We start from the raw sequence: 18427 nt of genomic DNA, 5'->3' as shown, positions 1-18427 counted from the left end.
CGATCGATGAACGAGGTTACCGGCACCCAGGAGACCGTGGAGACCCGCGGCGACGAGCGGGTGGAACTGCTCCGCGCGGACACCAACAACGACGGGAAGACCGACGTCTGGGTGGTCGACACCGACGGTGACGGCAAGGCCGACCTGTTCCAGTTCGACACCGACGGCGACGGCAAGGTGGACATCACCATGGTCGACATCGACGAGGACGGCACCCCGGACGAGGTGGTCGACGGCGACGGTGGCCTCCCGCCCCGCCAGCTCCCGCCGACCGTCCAGGTGTGAGGCCGGGGGCGACCGGGGCGGGGCGTCAGCCGGTGAGCCGGAGGGTGGCCAGGTAGTACGGGGCGTCCCGGTCGTCGACGTCGTCGAGCGTCCACCGGGTGCCGTCGACCAGGGTGGCGAGTTCCCCGGGGGAGCAGACCAGGTAGTCGAACCAGGGGGTACGGAGTTCGCGGTACCGCAGCCGCAGCCGGAGCTGCCCGCCCAGCCGCCCCCGCTGCCGGTTCCGCTGGTGGTAGCCGGTGTGCACCGGGTCGCTGGTGCCGTACGGGTCGGTGCCCTGCGCGATGACCTGGGCACCGGGGCGGGCCAGCGCCGCCAGCGCGGCGAGTAGGGCCGGTGCCCGGTCCCGCCCCTCCAGCAGCCCGAGGTTGTTGCCCAGCAGCAGGAAGGTGTCGTACCGCCGGCCGTCCGGGACGTGCGCGTCGACCGTCCCGTGCACCAGGTCCCGTACGCCCCGACGGCGGCTCACCGCCAGCGCCCCGGGTGAGGTGTCCAGCCCGGTCACCGGTACGCCCCGTTCCTGGAGCAGCAGCGCGATCCGGCCGGCCCCGACCCCGATGTCGAGGGTCGCGCCCCGGACCCGGGCCACCGCCCGGTGGTCGTACGGCTGCCAGTCCTCGGGCCCGGCGAGGTAGTGCGCGGCCGGCGCGCCGTTGATCAACCCGTCGTCCCGTTCGATGATCTCGATGACGGGTCGGGGCAGCCGGCCGCCGGCCAGCGGTCGGCGGCCGGTCCCGATCTGCACCGCGAGCGCGTCCCGGACCACCTCGCCGAAGACGTCACCCAGCAGCGGTTCGTCCGTCATGGACGTCACGCTATCCGGCGCACCCTCGGGGCCGCACCGCCGTATGGTGGCGGACGTGACTGATCTGGACCGCCTGGCTGCGGAGAAGTACGTCCTGCTCACCACGTTCCGTCGGGACGGCCGGGCGGTGCCGACCCCGGTCTGGGCGGTCCGCGACGGTGACGCCCTGGCGGTGTGGACCGTCGCCGACTCCGGCAAGGTCAAGCGGATCCGGCGGGACGGCACGGTGACGGTGGCCCCGTGTGACGTGCGGGGCCGGCCGCACGGCCCGGCGGTGCCCGGGTACGCGACGATCTGCGACCCGGCCGGGAGTCAGCGGATCCGGGGGCTGCTCAAGCAGAAGTACCGGCTGATGGGCCGGCTGACCCTGCTCGGCAGCCGGTTGCGTCGGGGTGAGCGGGGCACGGTCGGGGTCCGGGTCGTCCTGGACGCTTCCGGCGGCCCGGGTACGGACTGACACCACCACCCCAGGACATACATCAGCTTCACTTGACTTAGTTGGGTTATCAAACTAAATTTCCCAAGGGTAAGCCAGCGGCGTCGCCTCCACGGCCCCCACCACCACCGCCCCGGGGCCGGCGTCCCCGCGACATCCGTCCCGCCGGCTCGTCGGGCAGGCCCGGTGCCGGCCGTCTCCCGGAGGTAAGCCATGCGTTCCGTGCGTGCCGCCGTCGGTGTCCTCGCGCTGGCCCTCACACTGGCGTTCTCGACCGGCCCGGCCCAGGCCGCGGTCTGGAGTTCCAGCGACCGCTGGGGCACCTGGACCAGCGGGCCGTACACCCTCTACAACAACATCTGGGGCTCCGGCCACGGGTCGCAGACCATCTGGGCCAACTCGGCCAGCAACTGGGGCGTGTGGGCCGACCACCCCAACACCGGCGGGATCAAGTCCTACCCCAACGGCACCCGGTACATCAACCGCCCGGTCAGCGCGCTCGGCCCCGTCACCAGCAGCTTCAATGTGACCGTGCCGACCAGCGGGGTCGCCTTCACCACCGCGTACGACATCTGGAGCAGCGACCACGCGCACGAGATCATGCTGTGGATGAACAAGTACGGCCCGGTCGGCCCGCTCGGCAGCTTCCAGACCACCGTCACGGTCGGCGGGCACACCTGGAACGTCTACCGGGGCAGCAACGGCTCGAACCAGGTCTACTCGTTCGTCCGGACCAGTAACACCAACGCCGGCACCGTCGACATCCGGGCGGTGTGCGAGTGGATCCGGGCGCGCGGCTGGTTCGGCGACGTCACCATCGGCGCCGTACAGCTCGGGTACGAGATCACGTCCTCGGCCGGCGGCAAGGACTTCGTCACCAACAGCTTCTCGGTCTCCGGCTGAGGCGGTACGGCCCGACCGGATCCGGCTCGGCGGGCCCCACCGGTCGGGCCGGACCCGGAACGCGGATCGGGGCGGTGGACCATGTCCACCGCCCCGATCCGGGAAACGTCTGTGCTGTCGCCTGGTCAGTCCCCCTGGCGTTGCTGGGGGATCTGCCCCTGGAGCAGGGCGCGTACCTCCGACTCGCGGTAACGGCGGTGCCCGCCCAAGGTGCGGATCGCACTGAGCTTGCCCGCCTTCGCCCACCGGGTCACGGTCTTCGGGTCGACACGGAACATCGACGCCACCTCGGCCGGTGTGAGCAGCGGCTCTGGTTCGTGCGTTCGCGATGCCATCGGTCACTCCTCCACATGTATAGACATCGGCCGGGGTCCCGCCGGCCGACGCGTCTCCCATGGTCCGGCTAGTCCCCGATGTCCGACATGGGCCGAACGGCCGAAGGTCCCTAGACGGACGGATGAACCATGCCCGATTTATACGACTTTTATGCCTCAGAAACTACCTTATTCGGACTCATGATCACGGTTCGTGATGCGCCAACTACGAAGGTGGCTCCGAATGGGAGCGCTATCTGGGCGATTTACGACTAGTTGCACCTTTCCAGGAGCTGCACCGCCCGCCATCGGGCGACCAGCGAGTCGTACGCCTCCGACGCCCCCTCGGCCTCACCCCGGGCGAGCCCGGCCAGCCCCGCCGCCACCAGCTCGGGCGAGTCGTCCGCCCGCAACGTCTCCGTGGAGAGCAGGTCGACCAGGCCGCCGTAGTCGAGTTCGACCACCGACTGGGGATGGAACTCCTCCAGCCAGCGGGCGGCCTCCTCCACCGCCTCGGTGATCGGCGCGTCCCCCACCGACTTGCGCAGCACGTTCAGCGCCCGGGACGAACGGCTCCGGGCCTTGGAGATCGCGGTGCGGTAGCGCAGCACCCGCCGCTCCGGCTCGGTGACCAGCTCGCGTTCCTCCGGGTCGACCAGCACGAACCAGCGCAGCGGCACCCCCCAGGTGGCGATCTGCTCGTGCAGCCGGGGCACCCCGTGCTCCAGCACCCGGGCCCCGCTGCGCCAGTCCTCCACCACGGCCTTCGCCTGCCCGGCGAGGACCGGCGGGACGAACGCGTCGGCGAGCACCGCCGGCACACCCTCCCGGGCGCTGAGCGCCGCCTCGGCCACCCGGATCCGCAGGTTCCACGGGCAGACCAGGATGGTCTCCGGCGTCTCCAGCACGTACGCCTCGTCCGGCAGGTCGGGTAGCCGGGTCCAGCCCGCCCCGAGCGCCTCGATCACCGCCGTCCGCTGCCGTCCGGGGCCTTCCTTCGGCGCCACCGCCCGCCCCTGTTCCACGTATCGACGCCAGTAGGACTGACGGTCGCGGTCGAAGGCGGCCAGCGGCTCGTACACGCGCAGGTATGAGGCGAAGAGCGACGGCACGGCGCGATCCTCCCACGAAAGCCGATCGGACCGGCGGGGACGTCCGGAGATCGCCGGCCACTGCGGGCGGCGGTACGGCGACGACCGATATTAGGCTCCACAGCACCGGCACCATCCCGCCGGCCATTGCCAAGGTTCCGTGTCCCACAAGGACGCACACCGACACCAGGAGCAGTCATGGGCGTATTCGCGAGCGGTGACGACCCGGTCTCAGCCGGCCACGAACAGGTCGTCTTCTGCCAGGACAAGCAGACCGGCCTGCGGGCGATCATCGCGATCTACTCGACCGCGCTGGGTCCCGCCCTGGGCGGCACCCGCTTCTACCCGTACGCCAGCGAGGCCGACGCCCTCGCCGACGTGCTCGACCTCTCCCGTGGCATGGCCTACAAGAACGCGCTGGCCGGGCTCGACCTGGGCGGCGGCAAGGCGGTCATCTGGGGTGACCCGGAGCAGCTCAAGAGCGAGCCGCTGCTGCGGGCGTACGGCCGGTTCGTCGAGTCGCTGCACGGTCGCTACTACACCGCCTGCGACGTCGGCACCTACGTCCCCGACATGGACGTGATCGCCCGGGAGACCCGCTTCGTCACCGGTCGCAGCGTCGAGCACGGGGGTGCCGGCGACTCCTCCATCCTCACCGCGTGGGGCGTCTTCCAGGGCATGCGGGCCTCGGCCGAACACGTCTGGGGCACCCCGTCGCTGGCTGGCCGGACGGTGGGTGTGGCCGGGCTGGGCAAGGTCGGCCGGTACCTCACCGGTCACCTGGTGGACGACGGCGCGCAGGTGGTGGCGACCGACGTGAACCCGAAGGCCCTGGACTGGGCCCGGCAGACCTACCCGCAGGTGGAGCTGGTCGCCGACGTCTCCGCGCTGGTCTCCGCCGACCTCGACGTGTACGCGCCCTGCGCGCTCGGCGGGGCCCTGGACGACGACACCGTGCCCGCGCTGCGCGCGAAGGTGGTCGCCGGGGCGGCGAACAACCAGCTCGCCCACCCGGGCATCGAGAAGCTCCTCGCCGAGCGGGGCATCCTCTACGCGCCCGACTACGTGGTGAACGCCGGCGGCGTGATCCAGGTCGCCGACGAGATCGAGAGGTTCAACTTCGAGCGGGCCAAGCTGCGGGCCACCCGGATCTACGACACCACCCGGGAGATCCTCCGGCTCGCCGACGCCGAGGGGGTGCCGCCGGCGGTGGCCGCCGACCGGCTCGCCGAGCGGCGGATGGCGGACGTGGGCCGGCTCCGGACGATCCACCTTCCCTGAGGACCCCGACCGGGGGCGGCCCGCCGTGGCCCGTCCGGGTGGACCGCCCCGTACGTCCGGAACGTCACGTTCCGGTGACCTCTGCCACCTTTGCGGTGCGTCACGCCCACCTTCGGCAGCGCTCCTTACCCGGTACAATCGGTGACGGCTGGTTGACTGCGACGCGCAGGGCCGGCCGACGGTAACCCGAGGTGCCGAAGGTGGGCATCCCCATGTACCGTAAGAGCCACGAGAGATGCCTGACGTCATCGGGGACCGCCTTCGGGCTGCCCCGAATTCTGTGCGAGGGGGTCGAGCCATGGGGCGCGGCCGTGCTAAGGCCAAGCAGACGAAGGTGGCCCGGGAGTTGAAGTACCACTCCCCGAACACCGACCTCACCGCCTTGCAGCGCGAACTGGCGGGTGCTGGCAAGTCGGACCACGACTTCGACGACGACTACAAAGAGTATGTCGACGACGACGACGAGGACCATGCGGGCGACGACCCGGATCCCTGGGCCCGTCCCGCCCGCTGACCCACGGTCACAGCTGAGCACGCGGTAAGCCCCGCGTGCTCACGCATGTGCCCTGCGGGTACCAACGTCACCAACTGACGGTCGAGGACCTGCCGGACCGGGCGACCGGTCTGCCCGGCAGGTCCTCGACCTACCCTTCCGTGCCCTCACCGGGGCCGGTTGTTCCAGTTGTAGAACGTCGGGATGTTCTCGAAGTGGTTCCACGCGCAGACCGCGCTGCTCCCGTCACCGGCCGGTGTCTCCGCCCGCAGGCGGCGCGCCGCGTCGGCCTCGTCGAGCAGCGCGGTGAGCCCGGCCGAGGCGGCGCGTACCCGTTCCGCTATCCGATCCGCGGGTTTCCCCCCGGCGCGCTCAGGCTGCCGGTGACTGGTGGTCTCGGGCATGCTCCAACACTCCCTCCAGTAGGCGGATCTTGCTGTTACGGCAGTGCTCGGTCTCCGTACCGTCGAATCGCCCCTGCTCGAAGTACCGGTTGGCGGCGTGTCCGCCACCACAGAACCCGAAGTACGGGCACGAGGCACGACACGCCTCGACCCCGTCGAGGAACTCCCCCACCCAGGTCGTCCGCTCCGCGTCCGCCACGATCTCGGCCAGCGGCCTGGACAACACGTTCCCACTGCTGAAGTCCCCGTACCGGGCGTCGGAGAAGCCGGCCAGCTCGGGCGAGAGCACGGTGACCGAGCCGTCGTACCCGACCGTGGGGATCGGGTCCAGCCGTCGGGGCAGCACGTCGTCCGCCGTCCCGTCCAGGACCGCCGAGGCGTACCGGAGGGACCACTCCACCTCGCGGAGGTGGATCCGGGGATCCCGCCGCCACGCGGCTACCAGCTCGGCCCAGAAGGCGGTCACGGTGTCCGCGTCGTGCGCGTTGCCCCGCAGGTTCACCCCCTCGGTCTCCTCGATGTTGATCCCGAGCACCTCGCAGCCCAGGTCGAGGAAAAAGTCGTACAGCTCGGTGGCGAGGCCGGGCGCGGGCCGGCTGACCACCGCGAGCGCCGAGAAGGGCAGCCCGTGCCGGCGCAGCGTCGCCACCCCGCGCACGATCCGGTCGTACGCCGGGCGGCCGGCCCGGGTGACCCGCTCGGCGTTGCGGGCCCGCCCCCCGTCCACGCTGACGCTCACCCGCACCCGGTGCGCGGCGAAGAAGTCGCACCACTCGTCGTCGATCAACGTGGCGTTGGTCTGCACGTGGTGTTCCACCTGCGGCCCGAACGGTGCCATCAGCGCGGCCAGGTGCTCCCGGCCGGCCGCGAGAGGCTCCCCGCCGTGCCACACCACCGAGAACCGTCCCCGCTCGGCCCAGCCGTTGACCGAGCCGGCGACGGCCCGCGCCACCGCGACCGGCATCCGCCGGTCCGCCGCCCGCATGGGCAGGTAGCAGTAGACGCAGTCCAGGTTGCAGAGGGTCGTCGGCTGCATCACCACGTACGTCGGGACGGCGGCGACCCCGCGCATCCCGCTGAACGTGCGGTCCCGGGCAGCCATCGCCCTCCTTCGCCGGTCACCTGAGGAACCTTCAGGCTAGGCGGCGATGGCCACTCGGGTGAACCCCCCATCGGGTGTACGACTGATCATCCGACGGTGACGGTCAGCCCCGGGTGTGCTGGCCCACCATCTGCACGTTTCCGGAACCCTCGATGATCTCGCCGGCCTGCCAGGCGTCCACCCCGCGTCCGGCGAGGGTGGCCAGCGCCCGGTCGGCGTCCTCGGCCGAGACGATGGCGAACATGCCCACCCCCATGTTGAAGGTGGCCTCCATCTCGTGGTCCTCGATCCGACCCTTGGCCTGGATCAGGTCGAAGATCGGCTGCGGCTTCCAGGTCGACCGGTTCACCACCGCGTCCACGTGCTCCGGCAGGATCCGCACCAGGTTGCCGGGGATACCGCCGCCGGTGACGTGCGCGATGGACCGCACCTCGGCCTCGGCGATCAGCTTGAGACAGTCCTGCGCGTAGATCTTGGTGGGGGTGAGCAGCTCCTCACCCAGGGTCCGCTGCCGACCGAAGTCGTCGATCACCACGTCCAGCCGCATCCGGCCCGCGCCCAGCAGCACGTGCCGGACCAGCGAATACCCGTTGGAGTGCAGACCGGACGACCGCATCGCGATCACCACGTCGCCCACCTCGACCCGCTCCGGGCTGAGGATCTCGCTCTCCTCCACCACGCCGACGCCGGTGGCCGACACGTCGTACTCGTCCGGGCGCAGCACCCCCGGGTGCTCGGCGGTCTCGCCACCGAGCAGCGCGCAACCGGCGTACCGGCAGCCGTCGGCGATACCCGCGCCGATCTCCGCCACCCGGTCCGGGACGACCTCGCCGCAGGCGATGTAGTCCAGCAGGAACAGCGGCTCGGCACCGCACGCCACCAGGTCGTCCACCACCATCGCGACCAGGTCGATGCCGATCGTGTCGTGGATGTCGAGCTGCTGGGCGATGACCAGCTTGGTGCCCACCCCGTCGGTCGACGAGGCCAGGATCGGGTTCGTGTACTTCTTCGTGTCCAGCCGGAACAGGCCGGCGAAGCCACCCAGGTCACCCAGCACCTCGGGCCGCCGGGTCTGCCGCACCTTGGACTTGAGCAGCTCCACCGCGCGGTCGCCCGCCTCGATCGAGACCCCGGCGTCCGCGTACGACACCGAGCGTTTGCGAGCCGGACGGCCGGTGCCGCCCGTCCAGGGCCGGTCTCCGCCGGCGCCGGTCTGGCTGCTTCCTGCGCCGCTGCGCTCGGACACGTGCGTCACGGTTCTCCCCTTTGTGGTCCTCGCGGTGCCGGGCCGGCGACGGGGTCCCCGTCGACCGTTGGTCGCCGTCGCCGACGACTCCGCGCCGGATGGTGGTGCTATGGGCGGTGTGCGGTCGCGCCGCCCGGAGTGGCGACGAGTGGTGGAACGCCGACCTGGTCCGTACCGTCGGACGCGGCACGGGCGGCGGCCTCCGGCGTGGGGCCGGTGACCCGACGTCCCACCCCTTCGAGCACGTGTTTTCCGATCAGGTTGCCGGCCGGCAGCCCGATCGGGTACTCACCATCGAAACACGCCCGGCAGAGCCGGGTCTTCGGCTGCTCGGTCGCGGCGATGAGCCCGGACAGCGAAACGTACCCCAGGGTGTCGGCACCGATCGAGCGACGGATGCCCTCGTTGTCCAACCCGTTGGCGAGCAGCTCGGCCCGGGTGGCGAAGTCGATGCCGTAGAAGCACGGCCAGGTCACCGGCGGCGAGGAGATCCGGACGTGCACCTCCAGCGCGCCGGCCTCGCGCAGCATCCGCACGATCGCCCGCTGGGTGTTCCCCCGCACGATCGAGTCGTCCACCACCACGATCCGTTTGCCCCGGACGTTCTCCCGCAGCGGGTTGAGCTTGAGCCGGATGCCGAGCTGCCGCAGGGTCTGCGACGGCTGGATGAAGGTCCGCCCGACGTACGGGTTCTTCATCAGGCCCGCGCCGTAGGTGATGCCGGACGCTTCCGCGTACCCGATGGCGGCCGGGGTGCCGGACTCCGGCACCGGGATGACCAGGTCCGCCTCGACCGGGTGCTCCTTGGCGAGCTGCCGGCCGATCTGCACCCGGGTGGCGTGCACGTTCCGCCCGGCGAGGGTGGCGTCCGGGCGGGCGATGTAGACGTACTCGAAGAGGCAGCCCTTCGGCTCGGGCGCGGCGAACCGGGTGGACCGCAACCCCTCGACGTCGATGGCGAGCAGTTCGCCCGGCTCGACCTCGCGGACCACGCTCGCGCCGACGATGTCCAGCGCGGCGGTCTCGCTCGCCACCACCCAGCCGCGTTCCAGCCGGCCGAGCACCAGCGGCCGTACGCCGTGCGGGTCACGGGCCGCGTAGAGCGTCGACTCGTCCATGAAGACGAAGCTGAACGCGCCGCGCAGAGTGGGCAGCACCTCCAGCGCGGCGGCCTCGACGGAGAGGTCCGGGTGGCTGGCCAGCAGCATCGTCACCAGTGAGGTGTCGTTGGTCGAGCCGTCCGACGACCCGAGGCCGCGCTCGGCGATCTCGCGCTGGAGTTCGGCGGTGTTGACCAGGTTGCCGTTGTGGGCCAGCGCGATGGTGGTGCCGGCGCTGGTGGACCGGATGGTCGGCTGGGCGTTCTCCCAGGTCGAGCCGCCGGTGGTGGAGTAACGGGTGTGACCGATCGCCAGGTGGCCGCGGAGGCTGGCCAGGGTCGGCTCGTCGAAGACCTGGGCGACCAGGCCCAGATCCTTGTAGACCACGACGCTGGAACCGTCGCTCACCGCGATGCCGGCCGCCTCCTGCCCCCGGTGCTGGAGTGCGTACAGGCCGAAGTAGGTGAGATTGGCGACCTCCTCGCCGGGTGCCCAGACGCCGAAGACGCCACAGGCGTCCTGGGGACCGGGTCGCTGGGGGTCAAGGTCATGGCTCAGCCGGCCGTCGCCTCGGGGCACCTGCCGCTCCCTCTTGCTTGCTGGTCTGGACTGCTCGGGTGGTGTCGCACACACAGATCCGCGCGGTAAGCCGGGACGTCGTCTGACAGTGTACGCGAGGCACTGGCGATACCGACAGTCACGAACTCGCTCCCATGAGTCATCGACAGTTAGTGATCATCCCAGCTCCAAGGGGAGATGGCCGGAAAGATCGGCCCGCGTTCCACTGACCTGAACGCGACCCTCCGTGATCGCCGCGTCCCATTCCAGCCGCCCTGCGGCCAGCGCCAGCCACACCTCCGGTGCCATCTCGACCACGTTGGGTGGCGTACCTCTGGTGTGTCGTGGGCCGGGAAGGCACTGAATCGCACCGTATGGTGGAACCCGTACTTCCACCGATCGGCCAGGGGCCCGCTCGGCAAGGGCGGCCAGCAGCGTCCGGACCGCCTCCCGGAGGACCGGCCGGTCGGGCCTTCGCCCCTCGTCGAGCGCGGTGAGCGCCGCTGTCACCGCGGCGGACTTTATGTGCGGAGAGGACACGACGGGACGATACGACTCGGCAGTAGGGTTGCCGACGCTGGCCCTGGGTCGCGCTGATCCGGCCGGACAAGGCATAGTTGCCGACGGCGTTATTCAAACCGTGATGATCCCCGGCCCGGTTGCCGCCCGGCCGGGGAAGTCAGACCGGAAGGCGGTGGACGTGTCAACACACCGACGTGCCTGGAAGCAACGGGCCGGTGTGGTCGTAGCGCTGGTTACCGGCGCCCTGCTCGCCTCCCCCGCCACACCCGCCCAGGCAGCCCCGGGCGTCAGTGTCTCCCCGGGCTCGGTCACGATCGACGCGGGTGGACAGGCCACCGTCAACGTCCAGATCAGCCCGGACGGCGACGAGGAATCCGGCAGCATCAGCCTCAACGGCCTACCCTCCGGCGTCAGTTGCTCCGGCGGCTGCGGCGACTTCCGGTTCGACGCCCCGCCGGGACAGTTGACCCTCCGGGCCAACGACAACGCCCGGAACGGGAACGGCCAGGTCACCGTACAGGTCAGGTCCGACTCCGGCACCGGCAACGCGACCTTCCAGCTCACCGTGAAGGCGACGGCCGCCCCGACCACGACGGCGCCGCAACAGCCGCAGACGGTACGCAGCATCTCCGGTCGGGTGACGAACTCCACCAACGGCAAGGCGGTACCCAACGCCACCGTCGCGCTGCTGGACTCCCAGCGGCACCAGTACTCCACCACCACGGACGAGGACGGCGACTGGCGGTTCGAAGGTTCCGCCTCGAAGCCGATCACGCCGGGTCAGATCCAGCTCGGCGCGAGCTTCAACGACGTCCGCAAGACCATGACGATCAACGCCGGTGCCGGGCAGAGCGTCTCCGGGCAGCGCATCTCGCTCGCGCTGGCCGTCGAGCCGACCGCCACTCCGACTCCGCAGGCCACCGAGGAGGTGCCGCCGACCGAGGAGCCCGCCGAGGAACCGACCGAGGAGACCACCGAGGCGGCTCCCGGGGGCGCGGTCGACAACGCCGCCAACGAGGACTCGGGCGGCTTCGGCTCCTGGCTGCTGATCATCCTCGGCGGTCTGTTCGTCGCGATCGGCGTCGGCACCATCGTGCTGCTGTGGATGAAGCGCAAGGAGAACGCCGACGAGGAGGACCCCAAGGACGCCGCCGGCGCCGCGGGCGCGGTCCCGGCCGCCCGGGGTGCGTACCGGGGTGGCGCGGACGACCAGACCCGGGTGGTGAACCGGGTCACCGACCCGACCATGGTCGGTGGGGCGGCCCTCGCCGACGCGCCGACCATGATGCACAACCGTCCACTGGTCGACGACGTCCCGCCGGACCCGTACGGCGCGCCGCCCCTGCCGCAGCAGGGGTACGGCCAGTCCGGGCAGGGCGGCTGGGCGGGCAGCGGCTACGGCGACCCCGCCCCCACCCAGGCCGGCGGCTACGGCGCCGGCGGGTACGGCGCCGCGCCGTCCTCGGGCAGCCCGTACGGCACCGCGCCGTCATCCGGCAGTCCCTACGGCACCGCGCCGTCGTCCGGTAGCCCGTACGGCACCGCGCCCTCCTCGGGCAGCCCGTACGGCACCGCGCCCGCTTCCGGCGGTGGCTACGGTGGCGGGCAGCACGACTACGGCAGCCCGGCCGGCGGTTACTCCACGCCGGGCCAGGGCGGCAGCGGCGGTTACGGCGAACGCTACGACGAGCCCACCGGCCGCTACGGTGGCGACGCCGCCCAGGGTTACGCCCCGCCCGCCGATCCGTACCCGACCTCGACCTACCAGCCGGCCGACGGAAGCCACGGCTACGGTCAGGAACCGGCCGGCGGCTACGGCTACGGCGGCGCACCCGGTGGTGGGTACGACCAGGGCCAGCAGCAGGGCGGCGGCTACGACGGCTACGACCAGCGCGGTGGGTACGACCAGCGCGGCGGCGGGTACGGCGGTGGCCAGGGCGGCTACGACCAGCGTGGCGGTTACGGCGGCGGCCAGGGCGGGTACGGCGACAGCGGCCAGGGCGGCGGGTACGGCGGCGGCCAGGACCAGCAGGCCGGCGGCTACGGCTACGACCAGCAGCAGGGTGGCGGGTACGGCGGCTACGACCAGCAGCAGGGCGGTCGGGGCCGGGACGGTCAACCCCCGCAGCAGGACCGGGGCGGTCGCCGGCTGGACTGGCTGGACGACTGACCACGGGCCTGCGGGCCAGCTGGGCAGGATCAAGACCGAGCGGCTGCTCCTCCGGGGGCGGCCGCTCGGGCCGTTCGGTGGGCTGCCGATGCGTAGGCGGGCGTGGCGCGGTGGATGCGGCGCGGCCAGGCGCAGTGGGGCGGCGCGGTGGATGCGGCGCGGCCAGGCGGTCAGGCCGCGACGAAGACGCCCTGCCGCAGTACCGGCACCACCGTGGAGACGTCCACCTGCACCGCGATCTCCACGTCCTCGGCGAAGCCGTTCTCGACGAGTTCCCGGCCGGACACGCAGCCCCGCACCGCAGCCGGCACGTCCGGGGTACTGGCGAGTGCCGCCAGCGCCATCGCCGCCTCCACCGACAGTCCACCCGGGACACCGGAGAGCGCGTCGAGGACGCACGCCGCACCGAGTTGGTCCTCCACCGACGGGCGGAGCGATCCGTCCGGCCAGCGTTCCCCGGCGGCGATCACCCCGATCGGTGCGTCGCTGCCGCCGTACCCCTCCTGACGCAGCCAGCCCCCGACCGCGGTGGCGTTACGCAGGCAGGCCGCGACCACCGGCAGGCCGGTCGAGCTGGCTGCCGCGCAGATGGCCGAGCCGTTCGGCGACGGTAGCACCAGGTCGGCCACGACCGGCGCGTTCCGCAACGCGGCCGGTGAGAGCGACCACGGATGGTCCGGGGTCGTCTGTCGGCGGCCCACGGCGACGGTGCCGCCGAACCGGCGCGCGTAGTCGGCGGCCTGCTCACCCCAGGGAAACGGGTGGATGCGCATGCCCCGGGCGACCGCGACCTCCACCGAGCTGGTGAAGGAGAGCACGTCCACCACCACCAGGGCGGCACAGACCCGACCGAGTTCGGCCGCCCCGGTGATCCCCCAGTCGAACCGGGCACCCGACCCGGGCTGGGTGAAGACCGAGGCGGCCATCGCGCTCAGTGTCGGGCGGAACCGGCGGGCGGCTCGGCGTCGCCGGTCTCCGGCTGGTCCGCGGCACCGTCCGCCGCCACCGGAGCGGCCGTCGGAGCGGCCTCCGCCGGCCGGTCAGCAGACCCTACCGGCACCGGCCCGTCAGCAGCCCCGGCCGGCACCGAATCGGACGGCACCGCATCGCCGGACGACTCGACCAGCACCGGCCCATCGGCGGGCTCGGTCACCGTCGGCCCACCGGCCGGCTCGACCACCGTCGGCCCACCGGCCGGCTCGGTCACCGTCGGCCCGGCCTCCACCGCACCGGCCTCCACCGCACCGGCGATCGGCGGGTCGGTCTGCTCAGCGTCGACCGGCGGGATGTCGGCCAGCGGCACCGCCTCGGCCGCGCCGGCGACCCCGGCCGCCGGGGCGGGCACGTCGACCACGTCCGGGCCGCCGAACAGCCGGGGCAGCGTGGCGGTGTGCGCCTCGCGCAGCTCGTCCAGCCCGATCCGGAACTGCCCGCGTACCTCCAGCGCGCCGCCCGTCGAGTCGGTGACCCCGATCGCCTCCACCGGCACGCCGCGCTCGGCGGCCAGGGCGGTGAACGCCTTCTGGTGGCCGCGCGGCACCGAGACCAGGGCCCGACCGGCGGACTCGCTGAACAGGTACACGAACGGCATCGAGCCGTCGGCGAACCGGTCCGGTAGCGCGATCTGCGCGCCCACGCCCCGCCGCAGGCAGGACTCGACCAGGCTCTGCGCCAGGCCACCGTCGGACAGGTCGTGCGCGGAGCTGAGGTGACCCACCCGGGCCGCCTCGGTGATCAGCTCGGCCAGCGCCTGCTCACCGGCCAGGTCCACCTTCGGCGGCACGCCACCGAGGTGACCGTGGGTCACCCAGGCCCACTCCGAGCCGGACAGCTCGGTGCGGGTCTCGCCGAGCAGGAAGATCAGGTCGTGCTCGCCGGCCGGACGCGGGGCGAAACCCATCGGCACCCGCTCGGTCACGTTCTCCAGTACGCCGAGCACACCGACCACCGGGGTCGGGTGGATGGCCGCCGCACCGGTCTGGTTGTAGAAGCTGACGTTGCCGCCGGTCACCGGGATGCCCAGCTCCTGGCAGCCGTCCGCGAGACCACGCACGGCCTCGGCGAACTGCCACATCACGCCCGGGTCCTCCGGCGAGCCGAAGTTCAGGCAGTTGGTGACGGCGATCGGCTTCGCGCCGGTCACCGCCACGTTCCGGTACGCCTCGGCGAGCGCCAGCCGGGTGCCGTGGTACGGGTCGAGGCGGGCGTACCGGCCGTTGCCGTCGACCGAGAGGGCCACGCCCAGCCCGGTACGCTCGTCGATCCGGATCACGCCGGAGTCCTCCGGCTGGGCCAGCACGGTGTTGCCCAGCACGTACCGGTCGTACTGCTCGGTGACCCAGGTGCGGTCGCAGAGGTTCGGCGAGGCGATCATGCGCAGCAGGGTCTCCCGCAGCGCGTCCGGGTTGCTCGGCCGGGGCAGCGTCTCGGCCCGGTCGGCCTGGAGCAGGATCAGGTCGGCCGGCTCCCGCATCGGGCGGGCGTAGACCGGACCGTCGTCGACCAGCGAGCCGGGCGGCACGTCCACCACGAGCTGGTCCCGCCAGGTGATCAGCAGCCGTCCCGGGCTGCCGTCCCCGGTGGGCGGGGTTACCTCGCCGATCGCGGTGGCGAGCACGCCCCACTTCTCGCAGGTCTTCAGCACCGATTCGAGCTTCTCCGGCTCGACGACCAGCAGCATCCGCTCCTGGGACTCGCTGGCGAGGATCTCGTGCGGCTCCATCGAGGGCTCGCGCAGCGGCACCCGCTCCAGCCAGACCCGCATGCCGGTGCCGGCCGCCGCGGCGGTCTCGGTGAGCGCGCAGGTCAGCCCGGCACCGCCGAGGTCCTGGATACCGACGACCAGTTCGGCGTCGTACAGCTCCAGGCACGCCTCGATCAGCAGCTTCTCGATGAACGGGTCACCGACCTGCACCGACGGGCGACGCTGTTCGCTGCCCTCGTCGAAGGTGGCGCTGGCCAGCACGGACACGCCGCCGATGCCGTCCCGGCCGGTCTTGGCGCCCATCAGCACCACGACGTTGCCGGGGCCGGCGGCCTCCTTCTTCTGGAGCCGGTCGACCGGCAGCACGCCGAGGCAGAGCGCGTTGACCAGCGGGTTGCCCTGGTAGCAGGGGTCGAAGACCACCTCGCCACCGATGTTGGGCAGGCCCAGGCAGTTGCCGTAGCCGCCGACGCCGGCTACCACGCCGGGCAGTACCCGGGCGGTGTCGGGGTGGTCGGCCGCGCCGAAGCGCAGCGGGTCCATCACCGCGACCGGGCGGGCGCCCATGGCGAGGATGTCCCGGACGATGCCGCCGACGCCGGTCGCCGCGCCCTGGTAGGGCTCGACGAAGCTCGGGTGGTTGTGCGACTCGACCTTGAAGGTGACGGCCAGCTTCTCGGAGACCTGCACCACACCGGCGTTCTCGCCGATGCCGGCGAGCAGCCGGTCGCTGGGCGGGGCCTTCTCGCCGAACTGGCGCAGGTGCACCTTGCTCGACTTGTAGGAGCAGTGCTCGCTCCACATGATCGAGTACATCGCCAGCTCGGACTGGGTGGGCCGGCGGTCGAGGATCTGCCGGATCCGGTCGTACTCGTCGTCACGCAGGCCGAGTTCCGCGTACGGCTGAAGCTCGCCGGCGGTGTCGGCGGCGCGGGGCACGGTGTCGAGCCGGTCGAACCGGGGGTCGGCGCTGGCCGCCACCGGGTCCGGGTGGGTGGTCATGACTTCTCCTCGCTGCGCTCGTCGCCACCGTTGCCGGGGTGGCGGAGCAGACCGATGATCCCGTGGTGCTGCCGGCTCACGCCGGCGCTCCCACCAGGTGCTTGAGGACCGAGGTGAAGAAGCCGAGGCCGTCCAGGGACGGGCCGGTGAGCGCCTCCACCGCGTGCTCCGGGTGCGGCATGATGCCGACCACGTTGCCGGCGGCGTTGGTGATCGCGGCGATGTCCCGCTGCGACCCGTTCGGGTTGCCGCCGAGGTACCGGGCGACGACCCGCCCCTCGGCCTCCAGCTGGTCCAGCGTGGCGGGGTCGGCGACGTAGCAGCCCTCGCCGTTCTTGACCGGGATCAGGATCTCCTGGCCGTCCTGGTACGTGTTCGTCCAGGCGGTGCCGGTGGCCTCGATCCGCAGCACCTGGTCGCGGTTGCGGAAGTGCAGGTGCTGGTTGCGGGTGAGCGCGCCGGGCAGCAGGTGCGCCTCGCAGAGGATCTGGAAGCCGTTGCAGATGCCGAGCACGGGCAGCCCGCCCCGGGCCGCGTCGATGATCGTCTCCATCACCGGGGCGAACCGGGCGATCGCCCCGCAGCGCAGGTAGTCGCCGTAGGAGAAACCGCCGGGCAGCACCACGGCGTCGACGCCGTGCAGGTCGGCGTCGCCGTGCCAGAGCCGGACCGGCTCACCGCCGGCGATCCGGACGGCGCGGGCGGCGTCCCCGTCGTCGAGCGAACCGGGGAAGGTGACCACACCGACGCGGGCGGTCACCGGTTCGCGTCCACGGTGTCGTCGGTCTCGACCAGATGGACGGTGAAGTCCTCGATGACCGGGTTGGCGAGCAGCTTGTCGGCGATCTCCCGGGCCCGGTCCAGGTCCGGCTCTCCGGTGAAATCGATCTCGATCCGCCTGCCGATCCGGACGGAGGCGACGTCACTGACGCCGAGCCGCGGCAGCGCGTTTGCGACGGCCTGGCCCTGCGGATCGAGGATCTCGGGCTTGAGCATGACGTCGACGACGACGCGAGGCACTGGGCACTCCTGACTGTGTACGCAGTTGGGTGCCGACCCACAACGGGCGAGCGCAGCCAGCCTACCTGGCAGATGAGGCTCCGGACGCACCGGCCGGCGGCAGTCCGGACAGTGATCCACATTACCGACCGGGACCGCTGTCGGCCAGCACCGACACGCCCGCCCGGGAGGCGTCCCCGCCGGTACGCGAGGAGCGCTCACCAACCCCGTTATGTATCGGCCGATATCTATCGGACTCTTGTCGGCGCAACCGCGCAGCCCCTACTGTACGTCGACAGATGTCGATGGTTAAGGAGTCCCCGCCATGCGAATCCGTAACCTGGTCGCCGCGCTCAGCGCCGCGTTCGTCGGCGCGCTCGGCTTCGCCGCGCCGTCCACCGCCGCCCCGTCCGCCGATGTCACCCCGTACATCATCGGCGGCGGCTACGTCTCCTCCGCGCCGTGGGCCGCCGCGGTGTTCAGCAACGGCTCGTTCACCTGCTCCGGCAGCGTCATCGGCGCCGACTGGGTGCTCACCGCCCGGCACTGCGTCAGCGGCTCGATGTCCGTCCGGATCGGCAGCGTCTACTACGCCTCCGGCGGCACCACCCGTACCGTCAGCGCCAGCTACACCCGCTACGACCTGGCGCTGATGCGGTTGTCCAGCCCGGTCAGCACCTCGTACGTCACCCTGGGCACCGCCAACCCGCCGTCCGGCTCCACCAACAGCATCTACGGCTGGGGCATGACCTGCTACAGCGGCTGCTCGGCGTCCAGCCAGATGAAGACCGCCAACGTGCAGGTGACCGGCACCACCAGCGACGCGTACGGCGGCCCGGCGATCCAGAGCACCCGGATCAACGGCAACGCCTGGCGGGGCGACTCGGGTGGCCCGCAGTTCTACAACGGCCGCCAGGTCGGTGTCGCCTCCACCGCCAACGGCACCACCATCCAGAACTACTCCAGCGTGGCATCCAGCCGTTCCTGGATCACCTCGATCACCGGGATCTGA

The 18427-nt window shown here is 71.8% G+C and carries 19 protein-coding genes; 7 read left to right on the top strand and 12 right to left on the bottom strand.

Annotation, left to right across the window (positions count from 1 at the left end):
* Positions 1 to 6: 6 nt before the first annotated feature.
* On the top strand, positions 7 to 285 hold the full coding sequence (locus PVK37_RS07205; RefSeq protein ID WP_275032987.1) for a hypothetical protein: 279 nt from the start codon (positions 7 to 9) through the stop codon (positions 283 to 285).
* Positions 286 to 310: 25 nt separating this feature from the next.
* Here the strand turns inward: PVK37_RS07205 and PVK37_RS07200 are convergent, their stop codons facing one another.
* Positions 311 to 1090: a class I SAM-dependent methyltransferase gene (locus PVK37_RS07200; RefSeq protein ID WP_275032986.1), complete on the bottom strand. Its 780-nt coding sequence runs from the start codon at positions 1088 to 1090 to the stop codon at positions 311 to 313.
* Between the two features lie 55 nt (positions 1091 to 1145).
* Here PVK37_RS07200 and PVK37_RS07195 point away from each other — a divergent pair, with 55 nt between their 5' ends.
* Positions 1146 to 1547, top strand: coding sequence for a PPOX class F420-dependent oxidoreductase (locus tag PVK37_RS07195; RefSeq protein WP_275032985.1), 402 nt, complete (start codon positions 1146 to 1148; stop codon positions 1545 to 1547).
* Between the two features lie 192 nt (positions 1548 to 1739).
* On the top strand, positions 1740 to 2429 hold the full coding sequence (locus tag PVK37_RS07190; RefSeq protein WP_275032984.1) for a glycoside hydrolase family 12 protein: 690 nt from the start codon (positions 1740 to 1742) through the stop codon (positions 2427 to 2429).
* Between the two features lie 125 nt (positions 2430 to 2554).
* Here the strand turns inward: PVK37_RS07190 and PVK37_RS07185 are convergent, their stop codons facing one another.
* Together PVK37_RS07185 and PVK37_RS07180 are read right to left on the bottom strand one after the other, a co-directional pair.
* On the bottom strand, positions 2555 to 2764 hold the full coding sequence (locus PVK37_RS07185; protein ID WP_007073996.1) for a BldC family transcriptional regulator: 210 nt from the start codon (positions 2762 to 2764) through the stop codon (positions 2555 to 2557).
* Between the two features lie 251 nt (positions 2765 to 3015).
* Positions 3016 to 3855, bottom strand: a complete 840-nt coding sequence (locus PVK37_RS07180) for a DUF8083 family protein (RefSeq protein WP_275032983.1) — start codon at positions 3853 to 3855, stop codon at positions 3016 to 3018.
* A gap of 177 nt (positions 3856 to 4032) precedes the next feature.
* Between PVK37_RS07180 and PVK37_RS07175 the strand changes: the two genes are divergently transcribed.
* Both PVK37_RS07175 and PVK37_RS07170 read left to right on the top strand, forming a co-directional pair.
* Positions 4033 to 5115 carry a Glu/Leu/Phe/Val family dehydrogenase gene (locus PVK37_RS07175; protein WP_275032981.1) on the top strand — a complete coding sequence of 361 codons (1083 nt, stop codon included), beginning with the start codon at positions 4033 to 4035 and terminating at the stop codon, positions 5113 to 5115.
* Positions 5116 to 5413: 298 nt separating this feature from the next.
* The gene (locus PVK37_RS07170; protein WP_275032980.1) at positions 5414 to 5629 is read left to right on the top strand and encodes a DUF3073 domain-containing protein; all 216 of its coding nucleotides are present in this window, start codon (positions 5414 to 5416) and stop codon (positions 5627 to 5629) included.
* Between the two features lie 146 nt (positions 5630 to 5775).
* Here PVK37_RS07170 and amcA read toward each other — a convergent pair whose 3' ends face one another.
* From amcA to PVK37_RS07145, 5 genes are all read right to left on the bottom strand, one after another.
* Entirely contained in the window at positions 5776 to 6012 is a 237-nt protein-coding gene (gene amcA / locus PVK37_RS07165; protein WP_275032979.1) for a multiple cyclophane-containing RiPP AmcA, read from the bottom strand.
* Positions 5981 to 7084 (bottom strand): cyclophane-forming radical SAM peptide maturase AmcB, encoded by a 1104-nt coding sequence (amcB, locus tag PVK37_RS07160; RefSeq protein ID WP_341483442.1) that lies wholly within the window; start codon positions 7082 to 7084, stop codon positions 5981 to 5983. Before amcB ends, amcA begins: the two co-directional genes overlap by 32 nt.
* 133 nt (positions 7085 to 7217) lie before the next feature.
* Positions 7218 to 8369: a phosphoribosylformylglycinamidine cyclo-ligase gene (gene purM, locus PVK37_RS07155; protein ID WP_275032977.1), complete on the bottom strand. Its 1152-nt coding sequence runs from the start codon at positions 8367 to 8369 to the stop codon at positions 7218 to 7220.
* Positions 8370 to 8467: 98 nt separating this feature from the next.
* Positions 8468 to 10039 (bottom strand): amidophosphoribosyltransferase, encoded by a 1572-nt coding sequence (gene purF, locus PVK37_RS07150; RefSeq protein ID WP_275032976.1) that lies wholly within the window; start codon positions 10037 to 10039, stop codon positions 8468 to 8470.
* Positions 10040 to 10195: 156 nt separating this feature from the next.
* Complete coding sequence (locus PVK37_RS07145) at positions 10196 to 10528, bottom strand: sterol carrier family protein (protein WP_423791012.1); 333 nt, start codon at positions 10526 to 10528, stop codon at positions 10196 to 10198.
* A gap of 133 nt (positions 10529 to 10661) precedes the next feature.
* On the opposite strand from PVK37_RS07145, the gene PVK37_RS07140 reads away from it, so the two are divergent.
* Entirely contained in the window at positions 10662 to 12710 is a 2049-nt protein-coding gene (locus tag PVK37_RS07140; RefSeq protein ID WP_275034992.1) for a carboxypeptidase-like regulatory domain-containing protein, read from the top strand.
* A gap of 170 nt (positions 12711 to 12880) precedes the next feature.
* On the opposite strand, the gene PVK37_RS07135 is transcribed toward PVK37_RS07140, so the two are convergent.
* The 4 genes from PVK37_RS07135 to purS all read right to left on the bottom strand — a co-directional run bounded on the left by PVK37_RS07135 (position 12881) and on the right by purS (position 17436).
* Entirely contained in the window at positions 12881 to 13636 is a 756-nt protein-coding gene (locus PVK37_RS07135; protein WP_275032974.1) for a 2-phosphosulfolactate phosphatase, read from the bottom strand.
* Between the two features lie 5 nt (positions 13637 to 13641).
* Positions 13642 to 16416, bottom strand: coding sequence for a phosphoribosylformylglycinamidine synthase subunit PurL (gene purL / locus PVK37_RS07130; RefSeq protein ID WP_341483421.1), 2775 nt, complete (start codon positions 16414 to 16416; stop codon positions 13642 to 13644).
* Positions 16417 to 16492: 76 nt separating this feature from the next.
* Positions 16493 to 17176: a phosphoribosylformylglycinamidine synthase subunit PurQ gene (gene purQ, locus PVK37_RS07125; protein WP_275032973.1), complete on the bottom strand. Its 684-nt coding sequence runs from the start codon at positions 17174 to 17176 to the stop codon at positions 16493 to 16495.
* A complete protein-coding gene (gene purS / locus PVK37_RS07120) occupies positions 17173 to 17436 on the bottom strand; it encodes a phosphoribosylformylglycinamidine synthase subunit PurS (RefSeq protein WP_275032972.1) in 264 nt (87 codons plus the stop codon). Before purS ends, purQ begins: the two co-directional genes overlap by 4 nt.
* Positions 17437 to 17740: 304 nt before the next feature.
* On the opposite strand from purS, the gene PVK37_RS07115 reads away from it, so the two are divergent.
* Complete coding sequence (locus tag PVK37_RS07115; protein ID WP_275032971.1) at positions 17741 to 18427, top strand: S1 family peptidase; 687 nt, start codon at positions 17741 to 17743, stop codon at positions 18425 to 18427.

This window comes from Micromonospora cathayae (assembly GCF_028993575.1).
Lineage (GTDB): Bacteria > Actinomycetota > Actinomycetes > Mycobacteriales > Micromonosporaceae > Micromonospora > Micromonospora cathayae.
This window is presented reverse-complemented; position numbering and strand designations above follow the sequence as displayed.

Coding starts and splice junctions, on each gene's coding strand:
- PVK37_RS07205 (WP_275032987.1), top strand. CDS start 7: ATGAACGAGGTTACCGGCACCCAGGAGACCGTGGAGACCCGCGGCGAC.
- PVK37_RS07200 (WP_275032986.1), bottom strand. CDS start 1,090: ATGACGGACGAACCGCTGCTGGGTGACGTCTTCGGCGAGGTGGTCCGG.
- PVK37_RS07190 (WP_275032984.1), top strand. CDS start 1,740: ATGCGTTCCGTGCGTGCCGCCGTCGGTGTCCTCGCGCTGGCCCTCACA.
- PVK37_RS07185 (WP_007073996.1), bottom strand. CDS start 2,764: ATGGCATCGCGAACGCACGAACCAGAGCCGCTGCTCACACCGGCCGAG.
- PVK37_RS07175 (WP_275032981.1), top strand. CDS start 4,033: ATGGGCGTATTCGCGAGCGGTGACGACCCGGTCTCAGCCGGCCACGAA.
- PVK37_RS07170 (WP_275032980.1), top strand. CDS start 5,414: ATGGGGCGCGGCCGTGCTAAGGCCAAGCAGACGAAGGTGGCCCGGGAG.
- amcA (WP_275032979.1), bottom strand. CDS start 6,012: ATGCCCGAGACCACCAGTCACCGGCAGCCTGAGCGCGCCGGGGGGAAA.
- amcB (WP_341483442.1), bottom strand. CDS start 7,084: ATGCGCGGGGTCGCCGCCGTCCCGACGTACGTGGTGATGCAGCCGACG.
- PVK37_RS07140 (WP_275034992.1), top strand. CDS start 10,662: ATGATCCCCGGCCCGGTTGCCGCCCGGCCGGGGAAGTCAGACCGGAAG.
- PVK37_RS07135 (WP_275032974.1), bottom strand. CDS start 13,636: ATGGCCGCCTCGGTCTTCACCCAGCCCGGGTCGGGTGCCCGGTTCGAC.
- purL (WP_341483421.1), bottom strand. CDS start 16,416: ATGACCACCCACCCGGACCCGGTGGCGGCCAGCGCCGACCCCCGGTTC.
- PVK37_RS07115 (WP_275032971.1), top strand. CDS start 17,741: ATGCGAATCCGTAACCTGGTCGCCGCGCTCAGCGCCGCGTTCGTCGGC.